Genomic DNA, 17,572 nt, shown 5'->3' with positions numbered 1-17,572 from the left:
AAACAACCCGCGCCGCCTCACGGCGACTTGTCCTTCGCTCGAAGCCGGAACGCCTCGCTGGTCACCACGCGCTTCACCAGATCCGCGATCGTCCCGCCGTCCCAGCGCGCGGCGATCTCTTTGATCCTGGTCCGGTCCCCGCCGCTCGGGCGCCGGCGCACGGCGTAGCTGAAGAGCTGCTCGGTGGGGCACGTCCCCGGCCGGGCGGCCTCCACGAGCGCCGGCACCAGGCCGGAGATGTCCTCGAACGCCACGCCCTCGTACACCCCCGTCGCGTCGATCGGGTCGCCGTTCGGGTACGCGGTCCGGTAGGCGCCGATCGGGTCGAAGATCTCCAGGCTCAGCCCGATCGGGTCGAGCACGTCGTGGCAGCTCGCGCAGTCGGGCGACGCGCGGTGCTTCTCGAGCTCCTGGCGCACGTTCTCGACGGGGCCCTCGTCCCCGCCCGCGGCGCCGAGCTCCGGGATGTCCACATTGGCGGGCGGCACCAGGGGCACGCAGAAGAGCTGCTCCAGGATCGTCTTCGCGCGGGACGTGGGAGAGGTCCTGTCCGCGCGGGACGACAGCGTCAGGAACGCTGGGAGCGTGAGGAACCCCTCGCGCGCGCCCTCGGGGTCGTTCGCGTAGAGCGGCTCGAGCAGCCGGCTCTCCGGGTGGGGCGCCGTGAGGAACTCGGACCAGGGCCGCCCGCCCGTCGTGAAGCTCGCGAAGTAGGCGTTGACCTGGTCGAGCATCGCGCCCTTCACCTCGTCGTTCCAGCTCGGGAACCGGGTCGCGTCGGCGTTGTGGCTGGGGAGCGTGCGCGTGCCGAGCCACTGCCCGAAGAAGTTCTGGAAGAAGGCGGCGCTCTTCGGGTCATCCAGCATGCGGTCGACCTGCTGCCGGAGCTCGTCCTCGGTGGCGAGCTCATCGCCCTCCGCCGCGTCGAAGAGCGCCTCGTCCGGGAGCGAGCTCCAGAGCAGGTACGAGAGGCGCGACGCGATCTCGTGGCCGTTGAGGGCGCCCGGCGATCTCTTGGAGTCGGGTCCCACCTCGATCCTCAGGAGAAAATTCGGGGACGTCAGCAGGGTCCGGACGACGTGCTGCACCGCCTCGACGGGAGACATCTCGAGGGTGGTCTGCGCGTCGGCGTACTGCGCCGCATACCGGTCGAGCTCCGCCGCCTCGAGCGGGCGGCGGAAGGCGCGCAGCCCGAAGCGCTCGATGATCTCGCGCGCGCACCCGTCGTCCGCGCCCTCCGCCGGGTCGCACACGAGGATCGCGGCGCGCTGCGCCTCGTTCGAGAAGGCGTCCGCGGCGAGCGTCTTGGCGGCGTCGTAATACCCCTGGACCAGGACCTGCGAGAGGTTCGAGAGCGCGCTGACGTTCGCGTCGAAGCCCTTCGCGCCGAAGGCGGGGAAGCCATCCGCGGGCCTCTGGCGCGTCCCCAGGAGGTGGGCGACGGTGTTGTTGTACTCCGACGCTGTCATGTGGTGCAGGGGCATCCCGTCTGTCGCGACGGAGGCGCCTTGCTCCGGATCGTCCTGGCCTCCATCGTCCTGGCTTCCGAGGATGCCAGTGCACGAGATGCCCAGGAGACATCCCCCGGCGGCGAGCCACGGGCTCGCGAACACTCGGTCACGTCTGAACGTCATCGTCGTCTCCCGCGTGTGAATTCGGCAGTCGTCCCCTCGTGACCGGAGCGCGTCGATTTCGTGATCAAATCGACCACGCGGCCACGCTAAAATCAGGACGTGCCCTGTGCGCAGAAAACTGCGGTGATGGTGTTGCTCCTCGGGCTGTCCGGGTGCGGGGCAGACGTGGAGATCGCGGTGGGCCGCATGAATCCAGCGTCAGCGGTGAGCGGCAGCGGCGGTGAGGCGGGCAGCGGCGGTGAGGCGGGCAGCGGCGGTGGAGGGGGTGATGGTACGACCTCCTGTGATGTGTTGCCGTCGCCGACGCATCGGTACACGTTCGACGGTGTGGGAGATGTCGTCGCCGATCTCCTCGGAGGTGCGGACGGCGTGATCCTCGGCGGCGCGAGCCTCGACGGCGGAGGGGGGCTCACCCTGGACGGCGAGGACGATTACGTCGATTTGCCGGCGGGGCTCCTGGCGGGATTGCGCGATGTCACCGTCATGGTCTGGGTCGTCCGCGACAGCGGAGGCTCCTACCCGCGCATCGTCGATTTCGGCCTCGCCAGCGGAGGCGAAGATCCCGTCGAAGGCGAGGGGGGGGTGGGGACGTCCTACCTGGTGATCACCCCCTCGACGGTCTTCGACGTGCGGGGGGTCTCCGCGCTCGCGAGCGACAGCGGCGTGACGGGCGAGGTGGCGATCCACGCCGAGCCGACGCTCGAGGACGGCGAGGTCCATCAGGTCGCCGTCGTCTTCGACGGCGCGGCGGCGACCCTGGCCCTCTACCTGGATGGCGCGCTCCTCGGCAGCGACGCTGTCGGCTTTCCGCTCTCGGGGATCCAGGACGTGAACAACTGGCTCGGGCGGTCCCAGTTCGATGCGGACCCGTACTTCGGTGGGCGCTACGACGAGCTGCGGATCTACGGCGAGGCGCTGGCCGGCTGCGCGGTCGAGGCCGCGTGGAACGCCGGCCCGGATCGGCCCTGAGGCTCAGAAGGCCAGCGCGACGCCGAGGCGGGCGCTGAGACCTGCGGCCGGGGGGCGATAGACGGTCCCCTCGAGGTTCTCGACGACGAAGCGCGGCCGCCGCAGCGGGGCGACGGCGTGCAGCGCTCCCTCGATCTTCAGCGGATCGGCGACGCGCCACTCGACCAGCGTCCCGAGCCCGGCCGCGAAGATCGGCGCCGTGCGGGTGAAGGCCTCGTCGACCTCGCGTCCCCGGGCGCGGAGCCAGTGCTGGCGGCCGAGCGCGCAGACGTACACGCCGAGGGGGCGCTCGAGGGCGCGCGCGCACGCGTCGACCTCGAGGAACCAGAGCCGGAACTCGGCGCCGGCAGCCGTCCCCGCGATTCGGCTCGAGCTCGACGGCACCACGCCGGCCGCCCCGTCGGCGCGGAACCAGCCGCTGCGGATCCCGCCGCCTGCGGCGAGCCCGACGCCGATCGCCGGCACGAGCGCCTGCTCGACCTGCGCGCTCAGCCAGAGCACCCCCTCCGGATCGCGCTCGGCCGGCGGGGGCGGCTGGGCTGACGCGGGAGGCGGCCGGCGCGGCGCGCGGTCCGGCGCGGGGGGCGGCGCGCTGGGCACGGGGGCGGCAGCCGCCTCAGGCTGCGCGGGCTGCGCGGGCTGCGCGGCGGCGTTCCGCGCGACAGCGTCGGGATCGATCGACATCGCGACGATCAGCGCCGCTGCCCGCGACATGGACGCGCAGTCGTGGCCGTGGATGACCCGCTCACCGGGCGCGGGCGCGCGGATGCGCAGGTCGAGCCGGAGGCGCGCGCCGCGTTTGCGGGCGACGGCGATCTCGACCTCGATCGGCTGCCGCTGCTCCGACGCCCCCAGCAGCCGGGCGATCTCGCTCCGGACCTCGTCGACCGGCGGGCACCCGTCGGGCGCGTCCCAGCGGAGGTCGATGGTGCGCGGCTCGGCGGGCGCCGCGAGGGCGCTCGCGGGCAGGAGCCCCGCCGCGACGATCAGCGCCTGCAGGGCCGACGCGGCCCGGGCCCACCTGGAGACGTGCACATGGGCACTCTACTCCTCCTGCCCGCACGCGGCGCGCACGCGCGTCGCGAGCGGCGAGCCCGGGCTCCGCGCGAGCAGCTTCGCCGCGATCGCCCTGCCGGACGCCGCGCGGCCGGAGCGGCAGAGCGCGATCGCGCGCGACGCCTCGCGCTCGGTCGAGAGCACGCCCCGCGGGTACCGGCTCGCGTGCTCGTCGAGCTTCGAGAGCGCCTGCGCGAACTGGCCCGCCTGCAGCGCCTGCTGCGCGTCGCGCAGCAGCGCGATCTCCGCGTCGAGCCCCTTGGAGCCCGGCCTCGCGGCGGCGGCCGGCGCGGGCGTGCGCGAGGCCGGCGCGCGCGCCGCGGCCGCCGTCGCGGGCGCGGCGCTCGTCCTGGCGGGGGCGCCTGCGCTGGCGGGGTCGTTGGCCTCGGCGGCGGCGCCGGCCTCGGAGGGGGCGGCGGCGCCGGCCCCGGCGGGGGCGCTCGCCTCGGCCGCAGGAGGCGCGTCGTCGCGGGCGCGCGAGGCGCCGGGCGGGGCGGCGGCGTGCGGCGTTCGGGGCATCGGGTCCGCGATCCTCGCGGCTTCCTGCGCGGGCGGCGCGTCGGGCGCCCCCCCGGACGTCGGGAAGTAGAGCGCCGCGCCCGTCGCGAGGCCCACGACCAGCGTCGCGAGCCCGATCTTCAGCGGGGCGCCGAGCAGCGTGAAGGCCGCGCCTTTCGCGACCGCCGCGGTCGCGGTCGCGGCCGCGCTCGCGGCGGCGGGAGCGACGGCGTGCGCCGCCGCCGCCGCGCTCGCGGAGCCAGCGGCGCCGGCGCCCGCAGCGCCGGCGGCCCCGGCTCCCGAGGCGTTCGCGGCGCTCACGGACACGGCCGTCGCCGCCGTCCCGGCGAGGCCGAGCCTCGCCCACACGGCCGCGCGCATCCGCCGCCGGTCGTCGTCGGTCGGCTCGTCCGTGTCGCGAAGGGCGTCCAGGAGCGCCCGCTCGCCAGCCTCCAGCTCATCCATTGCGGCCTCCTCGGATCCTGGCGTGGTGGCGTTGCACCGCGTCGGAAAACGCCTGTCGAGCGGCCCTCAGCCGCGCATACACGGTGTTGATGTTCACCCCGATACCCTGCGCGATCTCCGTCACCGGCATCTCTTCCAGCTCGGCGAGGAGGAGCACCACGCGCTTCTCCTCGTCGAGCGACGCGAGGAGGTCGTGCGCCACGCGCGCGGCCTCCGCCCTTGTCATGGCCTCGTAGGGGCTGAGGCTGCTCGGCCCTGCGAGCAGCTCCGGATCCACGGTCTCTCCCGTCCCGCGGTGGGCCGGGCTCTTGCGGCGCAGCGACCGCCGGTGCGCCTGCACGACGTTGACCACGATCCCGAAGACCCACGTCTTCAGCGACGAGCGGCCCTGGAACTCCGGGAGCCGCCGGTGCACGACGACGAACACCTCCTGGCACACGTCCTCGTGCGCGGAGGCGTCCACGCCGAGGCGGCGCACGGTCCGCCAGACGAAGGGAAAGACCTCCTCGTACACCTCGGCGAAGTCGAGCGGCGCGGCCTGGACGCCGGCCGTGGGGACGGCGGGCGCCGCGCCGCCCGCGGGAGGCATCGACGGTTCGACCGCCGCGCGGGCGGTCACGGGCCGCACCTCTCCGGGTGGGGGAGCGAGACGTGGAGCGCCCCGAGCGCGGTGAGCTCACCGCTCGCGCCGAGCAGGTCCACGTTCGGGATCGCCTCGGTCCGCCCGGAGAACCACGCGTACCGGAAGACGTCGGGGTCCGATTCGAGGAGGGGCACCGCTTCTCGCATGGTGGCGGCCTGCGCTTCGGGCGACCGATCCGCGCCGTCTCCGCGCGAAAACTCGGTCAGCGAGATGGGGCGCCGGTAGCGTTCGAGCTCGCCGAGATTCCGCTCGAGCGCCGGTCTGTCGCAAGCGTACCAGTGCGCCGCGATGAAATCGACGCGGCAGCCCTCGCAGGCGGCGCCCCCGTCTCCAACCGCGTCTCCGTGGAAACTTTCCCCCACGCAGGCGGCGGACAGGGGGATCCCCAGCAGGGGACTGATGCCGCAGAGAGGGGCTTGGGGGTCTCGACGCATGGCTCGAGGGGTCTGGTGCCCGGAGCCGTCGCGTTCCGTGACGGAAAGTGAGGGAGGGGGATACGGGGCGCATCGCCCGGTCGCCGGTGGGCTGGCGTTCCTCGGTTCGCGGGCGGATCATCTGCGGCGGATCCTCTGCTATCGTCGCACCGTGGCTGACAGCTCGCACCTCCGCGCGCTTGACGGCCGCGACGAGCGCGCCGAGGAAAACCGGATGACCATCGTTCGTTGGCTTGCCGCGCTGGCGGCGATCACCGTTCCCCTTGCGATCCCGGCGACGGGCCTTGCGCAGGACGACGCGCCCCTTCCGCCTCCGCCCTCCGGGCCGATCCCGTCGGCCTCGGCGCAGCCGCCTGTGCCGCCTGCGCCGCCGCCCTCGCCCGCGCCGTTGCCGCCGCCCGTGCCGCCCGCGCCGGCGCCCTCGCCCGCGCCGTTGCCGCCGCCCGTGCCGCCCGCGCCGCCGCCCTCGCCCGCGCCGTTGCCGCCGCCCGTGCCGCCCGCGCCGCCGCCCACGCCGGTGCCGCCCGCGCCGGCGCCGGCGCCCGTGCCTCCGGCGCCCGCGCCGCCGCCGCTACCGCCCGCTGCGCCCGCGCCGCCGCTGTCGCCTGCGCCGCCCCATGCGCCGGCGCAGCCGTACCGGCCCGCGCCGCCGTACGCGCCGGCGCCGCCGCCGGTGTCGCCTGCGCCGCCCTACGCGCCCGCGCCGCCGGTGTCGCCCGGGCGGCCTTCGCCGGGCGCGCCGTCCTCGCCGCCTCCTTCCCGGAGCCAGCCCGCCCCGCGGAGCGATGCGCCGCCGCCGATCGGAGGCCCGGTGGAGACGACGGTCGACCCGGAGGCGTCGTCTGCGCCGGTCGAGCCTGCGCAGGAGCGGGAGAAGCCCGAGGACGAGGACGAGGAGCGGGACGGCGTCCGGCTCCGGTATGGCAGCACGCTGGGCGGCGGGATCATCAAGTCGCCGACGGGGACCGGCGGTGTCTTCGCGTGGACCGGCCGGGTCGGCCTCCAGATCAACCACACGCTCGGGCTCTACTACCAGAACACCCCGATGCTGACGCTCACGCCCGAGAGCACGTCCAACAGCGCGGGCTTCGACGCGGGCTTCATAGATTACAACTCGCTCCTCGCGAGCCTCACCGTGTTCCACGTCCTCGATTTCGGGGCAGGGCCCTCGATGGACTACGTGGCCGTCGCGAGCTGTTCCGCGGAGTACGCGGGCATCGAGTCGGACGCGGGCTGCGCCAGCACCTCGGGCTGGTATTTCGGGGCGCACGCGCGCGGCGCCCTCATCCTCGGCGGCCTGTCCGGCGACGGCCCGCGGCGCAGCGGCTTCGCCCTCGCCGCGGAGCTCCACCCGGTGTTCATGCCCGAGGCCACGACGTTCACCTTCACGATAGGGCTCGGCGGAGAGTGGTACTGAGGCGCGCGGGCCTCGTGCGCCAGGCTCCCGTCTCGCGCGCCCCGCTCCGAGGGTGACGTCGCGGTCCCGCAGCGCGTGGCTGTCACGGAAGGACGAGAGCAGGATGGCTCATCCTGGGCCGAAGTCAGGACAGCCCTGCGCTGGACCGGCCAGACCCGCCTGCTCTCGTCGAGCTCGGTTCACGTGTGTCACGATGAGCCACGATGAGCCGATCTGCGTGGCAGGAGGCACAGGGGACTCCCCCTGCTCCGTCGACCGCCGCTGTCGCTGCGCATCGTTGGATGGGCGGTCGCGGCGGATCTCGCGCACGCACCGAGTCACCGCGACGCGCTGATCGCGGAGCGTGCGTCTGGCGCGCTGCTTGCTCTTATTGTGCCCATGTCCACGCACGGAGTTCTTTCGATCCTTCGAAGGGTCACGGTCATGAGAGCAGAACAACGCGTCCGAGGCGCGGTACTTCTTGTCGTTGCGCAGGTCTCGCTCGTCACCGCGTGTTCGGCAACGGTCGAGGATGCAGGTAGCAACACGGACACAGGCACAGAGGCCGAGGAGTCCACCTCCTCCGGCACACCAGGCGGAGGCGCGCCCGCGCCCGGGACCGCGGTGGACCTGTTCGCTTGCGACCTCGAGCCGAGCTGCGACCTGATGGTGCGGCATCTCGGCGTGGAACCGCTGGCTGCGACCGAGTGTGCGGCCAGGCTCGTGCTCGGCGGCGGCACGGGCGTCATCACGTCGCTCGACGCCCCCGGCCCGTTCATCGATGAGACAGAGACGCTCGTCATTGTCCTCGGCGACGGCACCGGGCTGGTGCAGACCCGCGAGAGGCACTGCCTTCGCGACGACGGGCTGTGTGACGCCGATCCGCCCTGGGAGGCGCCGTCCCGGCATCAGCTCTGCGATCTGGAGGTCTCTTCGTCCGTGGAGGAAGCATGCGCAGAGAACCTTGCCAATGAATGCTTCTGGACGCCCTGGGATGTCACCAATTGCCGGGACGTGGAGGATTCCACCTGCGACGAGGTCGCCGGCAGGCTGTGAGTCGCGCACCGGCGCGGGCTCAGCGCAGGGCTGCTCGCAGCGCGCGGACCGCCTGGCTCTGCGTCGGCTGATCGAGGAAGCTGGCGAGCCAGGCGGGGTCGAGATCGGGGAAGAAGGCGCTGCGCGCCCGGGGCTCGTAGCGCTCGTCCGAGAGCGCGAAGACGCGGAGACCCTCCTCGCGATCCCACATCCAGACCTCGGCGACGCCGAGGCCGCGGTAGATCTCGAGCTTGTCGAGCCCGCCCTGTGTCCAGACGACCTCGATGGCGAGATCCGGAACTTCCTTGTTGGTGTCGCCGACGATGTAGCACTCGTCGGGTTCGGCCCCGCGCGCTTTCGGCGCATTGCGGAGTGTCCACGCGCCGTAGCCGCTGAGCTCGATGCCCCGCTCATCGCCATAGGCCTCGAGGAGGCGTGCGATGGTCTTCTTGATCCCTTCGTGATCGCGAGATGGGCTCATCAGCTCGATCGCTCCGTTCAGGTAGTACATGCGCACACCAGCCCGGTCCCCCCGCACGGCGAGGAGGATCTCGTAATCCTTCCAGGTCATCCCGTGGAGGATGACGTGCTGGTCGCTCTCCTCGTGGCTGGGCCGAGGTCGCTCGGCCTCGGGTGCGGCGTTCGTCGGGACAGACTGCATGTGCCGGAAGATACCCGATGCCGCAGCCAGCCACCCGTCGGTACACGATGCCCCAGGTCGTGAGCTGAACATCGATGTAAAATTTCGTCGCTCCTGGATCGCGGCCTCCCCTCGGCCCCCTCACGAGCGCCGTCCCCCCGCGCCCGCCCCTCCGGTGGTATCCACGACCGCCCGGCTCGGGTCCCGACGGCCGCCCGCCGGTCTTCGGCGAAACCTTCGCGGGCCGCCCGTGTCCAAGGAAACCTGATGCGCTCGATCCCCCGCTCCGTCTTCACCGCCCTCGCCGCCGCGATGGGGCTCTCCCTCGCGGCCTGCGCCGCAGCTCCTCCGCCCGCGGCGCAAGCGCCCGTCCCGCAGAACGACGGCCGCGCGGCGACCCCGCCGCCGCCTCCGCTCCCCGAGAACGAGGCGTTCGCCGTCCACGGGACGCTCAAGGACGAGTGGCTGCCGCTCCTCAAGCAGGCGCCCTTCGACCCCAAGTCCGCGCTGGTCCCCCCGACGCCGGCCGGGGTGCCCGCCCCGCCGGCCGCCTGCGAGGCGTTCGCGCGGCGCGCCCCCGCCGCGCCCGCGCGGGCCTGCGGTGACGCGCAGGGCGCCCTCGACGCGCTCGACGCCGCGCTCGCCGAGGACGACCCCGCGAAGCGCGACGCGCGGCTCGCGGGCGTCGAGACGTGCGCCGGCCTCGAGGCGGGCCTCGCGCGCGCCCTCCGGGCCGAGCTCGCGCCCGTCGCCTGCGGCGACGCGATCGCCGCGCCGTTCCTCGAGGCGCCGCCGGCGACGCTCAAGGGCGACCTCTACCAGGTGCTGCTCGGCCTCACGCTCTCCGCCCGGCTCGCGCGCACCGCGACCGAGCCGCCCGCGCTCCGGCCGCCGTACGACGCCCAGCGCGTCGTCGCGTTCACCAAGGGGCCGCTGTTCACGTGGGTGACGGATCAGGCCCGCGCGATCGAGGACCTCGGGCGGCTCGGGGTCGCGCTGCCGTTCTACGCGAAGGGCATCGTCGCCGTGGAGTCCGGGCGCGCCGACATGCGGCTCGTCGAGGCGGTCCGGTCGGCGCCGCTGCCCGACGCCATGCGGAAGGACGCGGAGCTCAGCAACGTCTACTACGGCGAGCTCGACCAGCTCCTGGAGCCCTGGAAGACGCGCGGCCGCGACGCCGCGCTCGTCGGCCTGCGCGAGCTCTCGTCGGTCGGTGCGCTCCGCGACGCCCGCGTCGACGGCGCGCGCGCGATGCTCTCCCGCCTCTACGGCGGCCGGCGCGTCGACGCCCTGGACGCGCTGGAGCTGCCGCCGCCCCCGGCGGCGACGCCGTCGACGGCCGTCGAGCGGCTCGCGGCCCGGCTGCCGACGTACTACGCCGGCCGCCTGCTCCCGGCCGACGCGGCGGCGCGGCCGGAGATCTTGCGCGCGCTGCTCGGCCGGGGCGTCCCGCTGCAGCACCGCGCGGCCCTGCGTACGGCCCAGCTCTCGCCCGAGGCGCGGCTGCTCTACGCGCGGGCGCGGACCGAGCTCGGCCGGCTGTACTGGCGGGCCGTGGACTTCGATCAGGCGACCGCGCTGCTCACGGCGTGGCCCGAGGGGACGCCGCGCCCGCCCGAGGCGACGATGCTGCTCGCGCTCGCGCTCGGCCTGCGCAACGGCCCCGAGGACGCGGCGCTGATGATGCGGCGGGCGCCGCTCGCGGGGCTCGGCCTGGGCGACCTCGCGGCGCTCGACTGGGTGGCCCGCGCGAAGCCGGCGTCGCCCCACGCGGGCATCGCGGCGTACGACGCGGCGCTGATCAAGCAGATCGCGGCGCCGCAGGGCGCGGACGCGAGCTACTGGTCCGACGTGGCCGCGCGGTTCCGCGAGGCGCAGGCGCTCGTGACGGGGCCGCTGGCGCAGGCGGCGGAGGAGCGGGCGCGCGCGGCCGACGAGGTCGCGCGGTCGGCGCGCTGAGGCGCAAGGGCTGAGCGGCAAGGGACGGGCGCCCGGCGGGCGGCCCTCAGCGGGCGCCCTCGCCGGGCGGCTTGTACTCCGTGAGCTGACCCGTCGCGACGAAGCCCATCTGCGCATGGAGCGCCTGCCGCTCCTCGGAGCATGCAGCGCGGACGGGCTGGTCCTTGTGTTGGCGGTGCCCACCACCCAGCCGGCCCGGCGGGTGCTGCGCGGAGGGGCCATGACACGTACGAACGACGTCGTGCGTCTTGAACATGCGACGCGCAAGCGCGTCGGCGACCCTGCCGTCTCGGAGGTCTCCGGCGTGGTGCTCGTCGACAACATCGCCCCCGAGAAGAAGGTGCTCGTCCATCACCGCGACGCCGCCGGCACATGGCGAGTCGTCCCGGCGCGGTATGACTCCGCGCCGCCCTGGGGCTCCCCCGAGCGGTGGGTGTTCTCCGGGGTCATCTATCCTGCCGACCATTCGGAGCCGGCGCGGTTCGCGATCCAGTACATCGTCGCCGGGCGCGAGTACTGGGACAACAACGAGCAGCACGACTACCTCCTGGATCCGGGGGGGATCGTGTTCGGAGACGCGCCGCTCTTCGGCTTCGATCGCCTCCAGCGCATCGTGGAGTTCGTGGGCTGGCGATACCGCATGGATGTGGTGAAGATCGAGGAAGCCATGCCGCTCCCCGGGCGCGGCTACACCGCGCGATACAAGGTCACGATCGGGCGAAGCCTGGGGCCAGGCCGTTACGCCCACGTGCGCTGCGTGGCCCTCGCCGTGCGCGGCGCCGACGTCAGCGTCCTGAGCCAGACCGTGTGCGAGTCCCTCCCTGCGCTCGATCTCGTCACCCCTTGATCCGGGCGTCCGAGGGGCGGCAGGCCCGCGATGCTCGCCGGCAGCCGCGGCGCGCCGAGCGGCGGGCGCGGCCTCACGGTCCGCCCGAGCCGCCGGCGCCGCCCGTTCCGGGGATCCACCAGCCTCCGCCGCTGGCTCCAGCGCCGCCGGTGCCCTGGTTGCCGATGCCCGGGCCGCCGCCCGCGCCAGGGCCGCCGCCGGCGCCGCCCGCGCCAGCGTCACCGCCCGCGCCAGCGTCGCCGCCCGCGCCAGCGTCGCCAGCGTCGCCGCCCTCGCCAGCGCCGCCGCCCGCGCCCGGGGGGGCCAGGATGGGGCCCGGGCTGACCACGCCCCCTCCCATCGAGGCGAAGTCATAGGCGCGGTACGTCGCAAAATAGACGCCGATTGGCTTGAGCACGAAGCCGGAGCCCACGACGACGCCCCCCGCCGGGCCGACTCCCCAGCTCCAGCCACCGGGGATGATGATATCCCAGGTGACCTTCTGGAACACGGGATACGCCGAGACCCGCGCGTAGGCAGCCGTGGGCACGAAGTAGGTCGAGCTCGCCTCGAGCGTGATGGTCTCGCTCACGCTGAACCCGACCGCCTCGGAGATATCCGAGAGCGATATCGGGCAGTTGCCCGGCCCCACGAGCGGGGCGCTGCCCGACGGCGCCCCGTTCGAGGGCGCGCCGCCGCCCGGCGCGTTCCACGAGGGCTGTCCGTTCCAGGGCGCGCCGTTGCCCGGTGCGCCCCACGAGGGCTGTCCGTTCGAGGGCGCGCAGTCGTCGGACATGCTCCACGGAGGCTGGCAGTCCGTCGGCGCGCGGGACCCCGGCGTGCCCCCCACGCCCGGCATGAACGGCGCGCCAGACGTCCCCGGCAGCCCGCCGCCGAGGCCCGTGCCCGGCGCGCCACCGAAAGGCGGTAGCCCCGATATCCCGAAGAAAGGTGGTAAGCCCGGTAGGCCCGGTGTCCCCGTCGCGGGCTGCGCTTCCGCTGGCGTGACGGTGCCCGTGGCGGTCCCGGTGAGGCTCACGGTGGGCTGGACGCTCGCCGCCACGGCGACGTCCAGCGTCCGCGGGCCGAACCCCTCCGCCACGCTGAGCACGTGGGCGGGATCCTCCCAGTGGTACGTCTCCGGGAGGACGATCACGTTCGCGATCATCTGACCGAGACACAGGGCGCCGCGCGCCTCGCCTGTCTCGGTATGCACACCGCTGCTGGCCGCGAGCCCCGGCGCCTCGCGCGGGCCCACGCAGCTGAGCGATGAAACGAGCACCATCGCCATGCAAGGCGTGATCTTTATGTCGGGTGCAAACATCGTTGAACCTCGGGTTGCCGTCCGTGCCGCGCTGATCTGAGCTGCCAGGCGTCGAGGGCTCGATCTCTGGAGAGCGATCCGCTCGGTGAGCACAGGAGGCCTGTTCGATGGACCGGCATGCAAGAAGCGGGGAATGCCAGGCTTAGCTCGCATGTGGGCGCCGCGCCGAGATCCGGCGCAAACGATGACTCGATGGACTGGCGCTTGCCGCTCCCGCCGCGCGCGTGACCGGCGCGCTCACGGCCGCGGCCCGGCGCCGCCGGAGAGAACGTCATGACCGCGCGCGAGCGAGGCCAGCATGAGACAGCCTGCCACCGTCATGAGGGCCGCGAGCGCGGCCTGCGCGATCCTCACCGCCGCCGCCTGTGCGCAGGGCGTCGACCCGCAGCGCGACGCGCCGCCCATGGAGCCTCCGGGCTCGTCGATCGGCGCCGCGGGGCAGCGGCTCGGCGAGCAAGGATGGGTGATCACCCAGGCGCTCGACTTCAACGCCGACGGCATGGCCGATGTGCTCTGGAACGACGCCGAGCGCGGCCTCGTCGCCGTGTGGTTGATGGAGGGAACCCGCCTGCTCGCGCCCGGGCCGTTCATCCCGGGGCCGCCCGGCGGTCGCTGGTTCGCCAAGACGAGCGATTTCAACTTCGACGGCATGGCGGATGTGCTCTGGCGTCACGAAGAGCAGGGCGCGATGGCGGTGTGGTTGATGGAGGGAACCCACCTGCTGGCGCCCGGGCCGATCCTCCCCGCGCCGGGCGGCGGCGGCTGGTTCGCCCGGGCGATCGACTACAACGCCGACAACATGGCCGACGTGCTCTGGAGCCACGGCGAACAGGGGGTGATGGCGGTGTGGTTGATGGAGGGGACCCGCCTGCTGGCGCCGGGGCCGTTCATCCCGGGGCCGCTCGGCGACGGCTGGGACGTCGCCGCCGTGGGGGACTTCAACGCCGACGGCATGTCGGACGCGGTCTGGCGCCATGCGGAGCAGAACCTGATGACGGTATGGCTGATGGAGGGAACCCGCCTGCTGGCGCCGGGGCCTGCCATCCCGGGGCCGCTCGGCGACGGCTGGTCGATCGCCTGGGGCGCCGACTTCAACGGCGATGGCATGGCCGACGTGCTCTGGAACAACGCGGAGCAGAACCTGATGGCGGTGTGGCTGATGGAGGGAACGCGGCTGCTCGCGCCGGGGCCGTTCATCCCAGGTCCGCTCGGCGAGGGCTGGGTGGCGCGCACCGCCGGCGACGTGAACCTCGACGGCATGGCGGATGTGGTCTGGCAGCAGGGCGAGGCGAGCCAGATGGCGGTGTGGCTGATGGAGGGGAGCGAGCTGCTCGCGCCCGGGCCGGTGATCCCGGGGCCCGACGGCGGCGGGTGACATGACGCCGTCGTTGAGCGCTGCGACAACAGGTCGCATGTCCAGGGGATGGAGACCTCACTCGAGTGCTCGAGCTTTCTCGGTGGAGGTCTTGAGATGAAGAGAGCATTGCAGAGCTGCCTGATCGTTGCAGGCTCGCTGTTCACGGCGATGGTCGCGCACGCGCACGTCTCGGTGTCGGGTCCCGCGTTCGCCGGCGCCACCCACGAGGCCAGCTTCGGCGTCGGCCACGGCTGCGACGGCGCAGACACCTACCGCGTGAAGGTCCAGATCCCGGCCGGGGTGACGTCGGTGCGGCCGATGGACAGCACGTTCGGCAAGGCCGCCCTGGAGAAGGACGCGGAGGGCAACGTCACGGCGGTCGTCTGGACGAAGCCGCTGGCAGACGTGCTCCCGGCGGACACCAGCTATTCCGGAGGGGCGCGGGTCAACTCGATGGTCGACTCCGGCAGCAGCATGCCGGTCTCGGGATCGATCTCCGTGACCAGGTTGACGATCTACGCGGTGTCGCTCCCCGGCGGCGAGCAGGGGAAGAGTTCGACCCTCGTTGAAGGGTGAAGCAGCATGGCATGACATGGTAAGCTGTGAGCGTTCACATTATCAATGTCACTGGACAGTCCGGCCATGATTGCAGTCCGACGCCCTCTCCTCTTGACACGCCGCGCCGGTGCGGCGCTGTCCGCATTTTCTCCTCCAGGGCTCGAGAGTATCCGCGGTCCCGCCGACGAGCGTTGACATCGCCAATGTGAGCGTTCACAATACGCGACCTCACACTGAGGATGCGCCTCGTGGAACGCTGCCGGTGAGGGCGGAGCCGCGCCTTCTCAGGACCCGTGATCGCCCGGGCCCCGGCGATCGACAGTTAGCGAGTTAGCGAGGTGGTGTCGCGATGAGTCAATCCGCATTGAGCCTGAGCGTTCTTTTCACCATGGGCATGGCGATGGGGCTGTCCGCTTGCTCGTCGGACCCGGATCCCGTCGACCCCGGCGGTAGTGTGTCTTCTGGCGCCACCACGAGCGCGAGCGGCGGCTCCAGCGTGAGCTCGACGTCGAGCGGAGGTACCGGCGGGAGCGGGAGCGTGAGCACGTCCGAGAGCGCGAGCAGCTCCGGCAGCACGGGCGGCACCGGCGGCGCGGGCGGCGCGGGCGGCGACTCGGCCGGCGGCGGCGGCTCGGCGGGCGCTGACGACAGCGGCTCGATGGGCTGCGGCAAGCCCGCGACGCGCCCCGACCCCCGCACCCAGCAGACGGTGACGGTCGGCGGGGTGACGCGCTATTACCTGATGTACGTGCCGGAGAACTACGACCCGAACAAGCCGCTGTCGCTGGTCTTCGGTATCCACGGCCTGAACATGAACAACGTGTGGGCCGCGCACGACAACAGCGGGTTCCAGCTCATCCAGGAGACCGACGACCAGGCGCTGCTCATTTACCCGCAGGGGCTGCCGGCGAGCGGGCGATCCACGCCTCCGAGCACCGAGTCGCAGTGGGGCACCGCGGACTCCAACTGGGGCGGTCCGCCTCCGAGCGCCAACCGGGCGCGCCTGGACGCCGACCTGGCGTTCTTCGATGCCATGCTCGAGCACGCCAAGTCGAACTACTGCGTGGATACGAAGCGCGTCTTCGCGGTCGGGTTCAGCCAGGGTGGCTTCATGACGAACACGCTCGGCTGCGAGCGCTCTTCCGCGTTCCGCGGTCTCGCGCCGGTCGCCGGGTGGGGCCCCAATGGATCCCAGCCCATGTGCGGCGACGCGAGCGCCGCGCACGCGGTGATTCAAACGCAGGGCGACACCGACGGGACCGTGACCCCCGCGCTGGGACAGTCCACCCGCGACTTCTGGCGCGGCCGGAACGGCTGCGAGGCGACCACGACGCCGTCGGCGGCCTTCGGCAACGGGTGCGTCGAGTATCAAGGCTGCAACGAGGGCACGCCGCTCGTGTACTGCACGCACCCCGGCGGTCACTCCGTGCCGTCCGGCGCGGGCGGGCGAGCCTGGCGGTTCTTCCAGTCGCTCGAGTGAGCCCCGCGGGCCACGTCGCGGGCGGTTGATCCCGGCGCGAGCCCGGGGTGCAATCGCGCGCCCCGCGATGCGCCAGATCCTCCACATCGACATGGACGCGTTCTTCGCGTCCGTCGAGCAGCTCGACGACCCGTCGCTGCGGGGCCGCCCCGTCCTCGTCGGCGGGGCCTCGCGGCGCGGCGTCGTCGCGGCCGCCTCGTACGAGGCGCGCCCCTCCGGCGCCCGCTCGGCCATGCCGATGGCCGAGGCGATCCGCCGCTGCCCGCAGGCGGTCGTCGTGCCGGTGCGGCACGCCCGCTACGCCGAGGTGAGCGCGCAGGTCTTCGCGATCTTCCGCCGCTTCACGCCGCTCGTCGAGGGGCTGTCGCTCGACGAGGCCTTCCTCGACGTGACCGCGAGCCGCTCGCTCTTCGGCGACGGCGAGGCGATCGCGGCGCAGATCAAGCGCGCCATCCACGGCGAGATCGGCCTCACCGCCTCGGCCGGGGTCGCGCCGTGCAAGTTCGCCGCGAAGATCGCGAGCGATCTGCGGAAGCCCGACGGGCTCGTCGTCGTCCCCGACGACGTCGCCGCGTTCCTCGCGCCGCTGCCGCTCGAGCGCATGTGGGGCGTGGGCCCGCGCGCGGCCGAGCGCCTCCGCGGCGCGGGGCTCGCGACGATCGGCGACCTCGCGCGCTGCCCGGCGCCGCGCCTGCACGAGCTCCTCGGCCCCGCGTGGGGCGAGCACGTGCGGCTCCTCGCCGCCGGGATCGACGAGCGCGAGGTCGTCCCGGGCCGCGCGGCGGAGTCGATCGGCGCGGAGGAGACGGTCGAGGAGGACCTGCTCGGCAGGGCGGCGATCGAGCGCTGGCTGCTCGAGCTCTCGGCCCGCGTGGCGCGGCGCCTGCTCAAGGCGGGCCTCTCCTGCCGCGCGGTGGCGGTGAAGCTCAAGTACTCGGATTTCACGCTGCGGACCCGCCAGACGAAGCTGGGCGAGCCGGTCGCGGACACCGACTCGATCTACGCCTGCGCGAAGGGGCTCCTCTCGCGCTTCGACCTGTCGCGGCCGGTGCGGCTCGTCGGCATCGCGGCGGGCGACCTGACCCGCCAGACCGAGAGCCCGACCCTGAGCCTGTTCCCTGTCGCCTCCGAGCGCCGCCGGCGCCTGGAGGGCGTCGTGGCGGACGTGGCCGAGCGCTTCGGGGGAAAAGGGATCACGCGCGCGGCCCTGCTGGAGCAGCCGCGCTCGCAGGAACCTCCGCGCGAGCGCGGCGCCGTCCCCGGGGCGCGCGGGAGCACGCGAGAGAGGAAGTAGACGG

At 73.4% G+C, this 17,572-nt stretch carries 17 protein-coding genes; 9 read left to right on the top strand and 8 right to left on the bottom strand.

Annotated elements, in window-relative coordinates; translation table 11 throughout:
• Window positions 1-17 precede the first annotated feature (17 nt).
• Complete coding sequence (locus tag WME76_RS45345) at window positions 18-1,634, bottom strand: DUF1592 domain-containing protein (RefSeq protein ID WP_437962439.1); 1,617 nt, start codon at window positions 1,632-1,634, stop codon at window positions 18-20.
• Between the two features lie 126 nt (window positions 1,635-1,760).
• Between WME76_RS45345 and WME76_RS45340 the strand changes: the two genes are divergently transcribed.
• On the top strand, window positions 1,761-2,603 hold the full coding sequence (locus WME76_RS45340) for a LamG domain-containing protein (RefSeq protein ID WP_437963024.1): 843 nt from the start codon (window positions 1,761-1,763) through the stop codon (window positions 2,601-2,603).
• A gap of 3 nt (window positions 2,604-2,606) precedes the next feature.
• On the opposite strand, the gene WME76_RS45335 is transcribed toward WME76_RS45340, so the two are convergent.
• The 4 genes from WME76_RS45335 to WME76_RS45320 are packed head-to-tail and all read right to left on the bottom strand — an operon-like array spanning window position 2,607 to window position 5,699.
• Window positions 2,607-3,638 (bottom strand): hypothetical protein, encoded by a 1,032-nt coding sequence (locus WME76_RS45335; protein ID WP_437962438.1) that lies wholly within the window; start codon window positions 3,636-3,638, stop codon window positions 2,607-2,609.
• A gap of 9 nt (window positions 3,639-3,647) precedes the next feature.
• Complete coding sequence (locus WME76_RS45330) at window positions 3,648-4,622, bottom strand: hypothetical protein (protein WP_437962437.1); 975 nt, start codon at window positions 4,620-4,622, stop codon at window positions 3,648-3,650.
• The gene (locus WME76_RS45325) at window positions 4,615-5,241 is read right to left on the bottom strand and encodes an RNA polymerase sigma factor (protein ID WP_437962436.1); all 627 of its coding nucleotides are present in this window, start codon (window positions 5,239-5,241) and stop codon (window positions 4,615-4,617) included. Before WME76_RS45325 ends, WME76_RS45330 begins: the two co-directional genes overlap by 8 nt.
• Window positions 5,238-5,699, bottom strand: a complete 462-nt coding sequence (locus WME76_RS45320; RefSeq protein WP_437962435.1) for a glycosyl hydrolase — start codon at window positions 5,697-5,699, stop codon at window positions 5,238-5,240. The genes WME76_RS45325 and WME76_RS45320 overlap by 4 nt, the downstream gene beginning before the upstream one ends.
• 214 nt (window positions 5,700-5,913) lie before the next feature.
• On the opposite strand from WME76_RS45320, the gene WME76_RS45315 reads away from it, so the two are divergent.
• Together WME76_RS45315 and WME76_RS45310 are read left to right on the top strand one after the other, a co-directional pair.
• A complete protein-coding gene (locus WME76_RS45315) occupies window positions 5,914-7,116 on the top strand; it encodes a hypothetical protein (RefSeq protein ID WP_437962434.1) in 1,203 nt (400 codons plus the stop codon).
• A gap of 423 nt (window positions 7,117-7,539) precedes the next feature.
• Window positions 7,540-8,151, top strand: a complete 612-nt coding sequence (locus WME76_RS45310) for a hypothetical protein (protein WP_437962433.1) — start codon at window positions 7,540-7,542, stop codon at window positions 8,149-8,151.
• A gap of 19 nt (window positions 8,152-8,170) precedes the next feature.
• On the opposite strand, the gene WME76_RS45305 is transcribed toward WME76_RS45310, so the two are convergent.
• Window positions 8,171-8,791: a Uma2 family endonuclease gene (locus tag WME76_RS45305; protein WP_437962432.1), complete on the bottom strand. Its 621-nt coding sequence runs from the start codon at window positions 8,789-8,791 to the stop codon at window positions 8,171-8,173.
• Between the two features lie 246 nt (window positions 8,792-9,037).
• Here WME76_RS45305 and WME76_RS45300 point away from each other — a divergent pair, with 246 nt between their 5' ends.
• Window positions 9,038-10,729 carry a hypothetical protein gene (locus WME76_RS45300; RefSeq protein ID WP_437962431.1) on the top strand — a complete coding sequence of 564 codons (1,692 nt, stop codon included), beginning with the start codon at window positions 9,038-9,040 and terminating at the stop codon, window positions 10,727-10,729.
• Between the two features lie 46 nt (window positions 10,730-10,775).
• On the opposite strand, the gene WME76_RS45295 is transcribed toward WME76_RS45300, so the two are convergent.
• The gene (locus WME76_RS45295) at window positions 10,776-10,985 is read right to left on the bottom strand and encodes a hypothetical protein (RefSeq protein WP_437962430.1); all 210 of its coding nucleotides are present in this window, start codon (window positions 10,983-10,985) and stop codon (window positions 10,776-10,778) included.
• On the opposite strand from WME76_RS45295, the gene WME76_RS45290 reads away from it, so the two are divergent.
• Window positions 10,971-11,576: a hypothetical protein gene (locus tag WME76_RS45290; RefSeq protein ID WP_437962429.1), complete on the top strand. Its 606-nt coding sequence runs from the start codon at window positions 10,971-10,973 to the stop codon at window positions 11,574-11,576. The two genes, WME76_RS45295 and WME76_RS45290, sit on opposite strands and share 15 nt — an antisense overlap.
• A gap of 73 nt (window positions 11,577-11,649) precedes the next feature.
• Here WME76_RS45290 and WME76_RS45285 read toward each other — a convergent pair whose 3' ends face one another.
• Window positions 11,650-12,846, bottom strand: a complete 1,197-nt coding sequence (locus WME76_RS45285; RefSeq protein ID WP_437962428.1) for a hypothetical protein — start codon at window positions 12,844-12,846, stop codon at window positions 11,650-11,652.
• 331 nt (window positions 12,847-13,177) lie between these two features.
• On the opposite strand from WME76_RS45285, the gene WME76_RS45280 reads away from it, so the two are divergent.
• The 4 genes from WME76_RS45280 to dinB all read left to right on the top strand — a co-directional run bounded on the left by WME76_RS45280 (window position 13,178) and on the right by dinB (window position 17,568).
• On the top strand, window positions 13,178-14,254 hold the full coding sequence (locus WME76_RS45280; protein WP_437962427.1) for an FG-GAP repeat domain-containing protein: 1,077 nt from the start codon (window positions 13,178-13,180) through the stop codon (window positions 14,252-14,254).
• 96 nt (window positions 14,255-14,350) lie between these two features.
• Complete coding sequence (locus WME76_RS45275; protein ID WP_437962426.1) at window positions 14,351-14,812, top strand: DUF1775 domain-containing protein; 462 nt, start codon at window positions 14,351-14,353, stop codon at window positions 14,810-14,812.
• Between the two features lie 520 nt (window positions 14,813-15,332).
• Window positions 15,333-16,274, top strand: a complete 942-nt coding sequence (locus WME76_RS45270; protein ID WP_437962425.1) for an alpha/beta hydrolase family esterase — start codon at window positions 15,333-15,335, stop codon at window positions 16,272-16,274.
• Window positions 16,275-16,341: 67 nt separating this feature from the next.
• Window positions 16,342-17,568 (top strand): DNA polymerase IV, encoded by a 1,227-nt coding sequence (dinB, locus tag WME76_RS45265; RefSeq protein WP_437962424.1) that lies wholly within the window; start codon window positions 16,342-16,344, stop codon window positions 17,566-17,568.
• The last annotated feature ends 4 nt before the right edge of the window (window positions 17,569-17,572 follow it).

Origin of the sequence: Sorangium sp. So ce119 (assembly GCF_051524405.1) — a bacterium.
GTDB classification, from domain to species: Bacteria; Myxococcota_A; Polyangia; order Polyangiales; family Polyangiaceae; genus Sorangium; species Sorangium cellulosum_G.
Note: the sequence above shows the minus strand (reverse complement) of the source record. Positions and strands in the feature narration are given on the sequence as shown.

What these genes read in the sequence shown, in the direction of transcription:
- WME76_RS45345 (WP_437962439.1), bottom strand. Translation starts at nt 1,634, where the DNA reads ATGACGTTCAGACGTGACCGAGTGTTCGCGAGCCCGTGGCTCGCCGCC.
- WME76_RS45340 (WP_437963024.1), top strand. Translation starts at nt 1,761, where the DNA reads ATGGTGTTGCTCCTCGGGCTGTCCGGGTGCGGGGCAGACGTGGAGATC.
- WME76_RS45330 (WP_437962437.1), bottom strand. Translation starts at nt 4,622, where the DNA reads ATGGATGAGCTGGAGGCTGGCGAGCGGGCGCTCCTGGACGCCCTTCGC.
- WME76_RS45320 (WP_437962435.1), bottom strand. Translation starts at nt 5,699, where the DNA reads ATGCGTCGAGACCCCCAAGCCCCTCTCTGCGGCATCAGTCCCCTGCTG.
- WME76_RS45315 (WP_437962434.1), top strand. Translation starts at nt 5,914, where the DNA reads ATGACCATCGTTCGTTGGCTTGCCGCGCTGGCGGCGATCACCGTTCCC.
- WME76_RS45310 (WP_437962433.1), top strand. Translation starts at nt 7,540, where the DNA reads ATGAGAGCAGAACAACGCGTCCGAGGCGCGGTACTTCTTGTCGTTGCG.
- WME76_RS45305 (WP_437962432.1), bottom strand. Translation starts at nt 8,791, where the DNA reads ATGCAGTCTGTCCCGACGAACGCCGCACCCGAGGCCGAGCGACCTCGG.
- WME76_RS45300 (WP_437962431.1), top strand. Translation starts at nt 9,038, where the DNA reads ATGCGCTCGATCCCCCGCTCCGTCTTCACCGCCCTCGCCGCCGCGATG.
- WME76_RS45295 (WP_437962430.1), bottom strand. Translation starts at nt 10,985, where the DNA reads ATGTTCAAGACGCACGACGTCGTTCGTACGTGTCATGGCCCCTCCGCG.
- WME76_RS45285 (WP_437962428.1), bottom strand. Translation starts at nt 12,846, where the DNA reads ATGGCGATGGTGCTCGTTTCATCGCTCAGCTGCGTGGGCCCGCGCGAG.
- WME76_RS45280 (WP_437962427.1), top strand. Translation starts at nt 13,178, where the DNA reads ATGAGACAGCCTGCCACCGTCATGAGGGCCGCGAGCGCGGCCTGCGCG.
- WME76_RS45275 (WP_437962426.1), top strand. Translation starts at nt 14,351, where the DNA reads ATGAAGAGAGCATTGCAGAGCTGCCTGATCGTTGCAGGCTCGCTGTTC.
- dinB (WP_437962424.1), top strand. Translation starts at nt 16,342, where the DNA reads ATGCGCCAGATCCTCCACATCGACATGGACGCGTTCTTCGCGTCCGTC.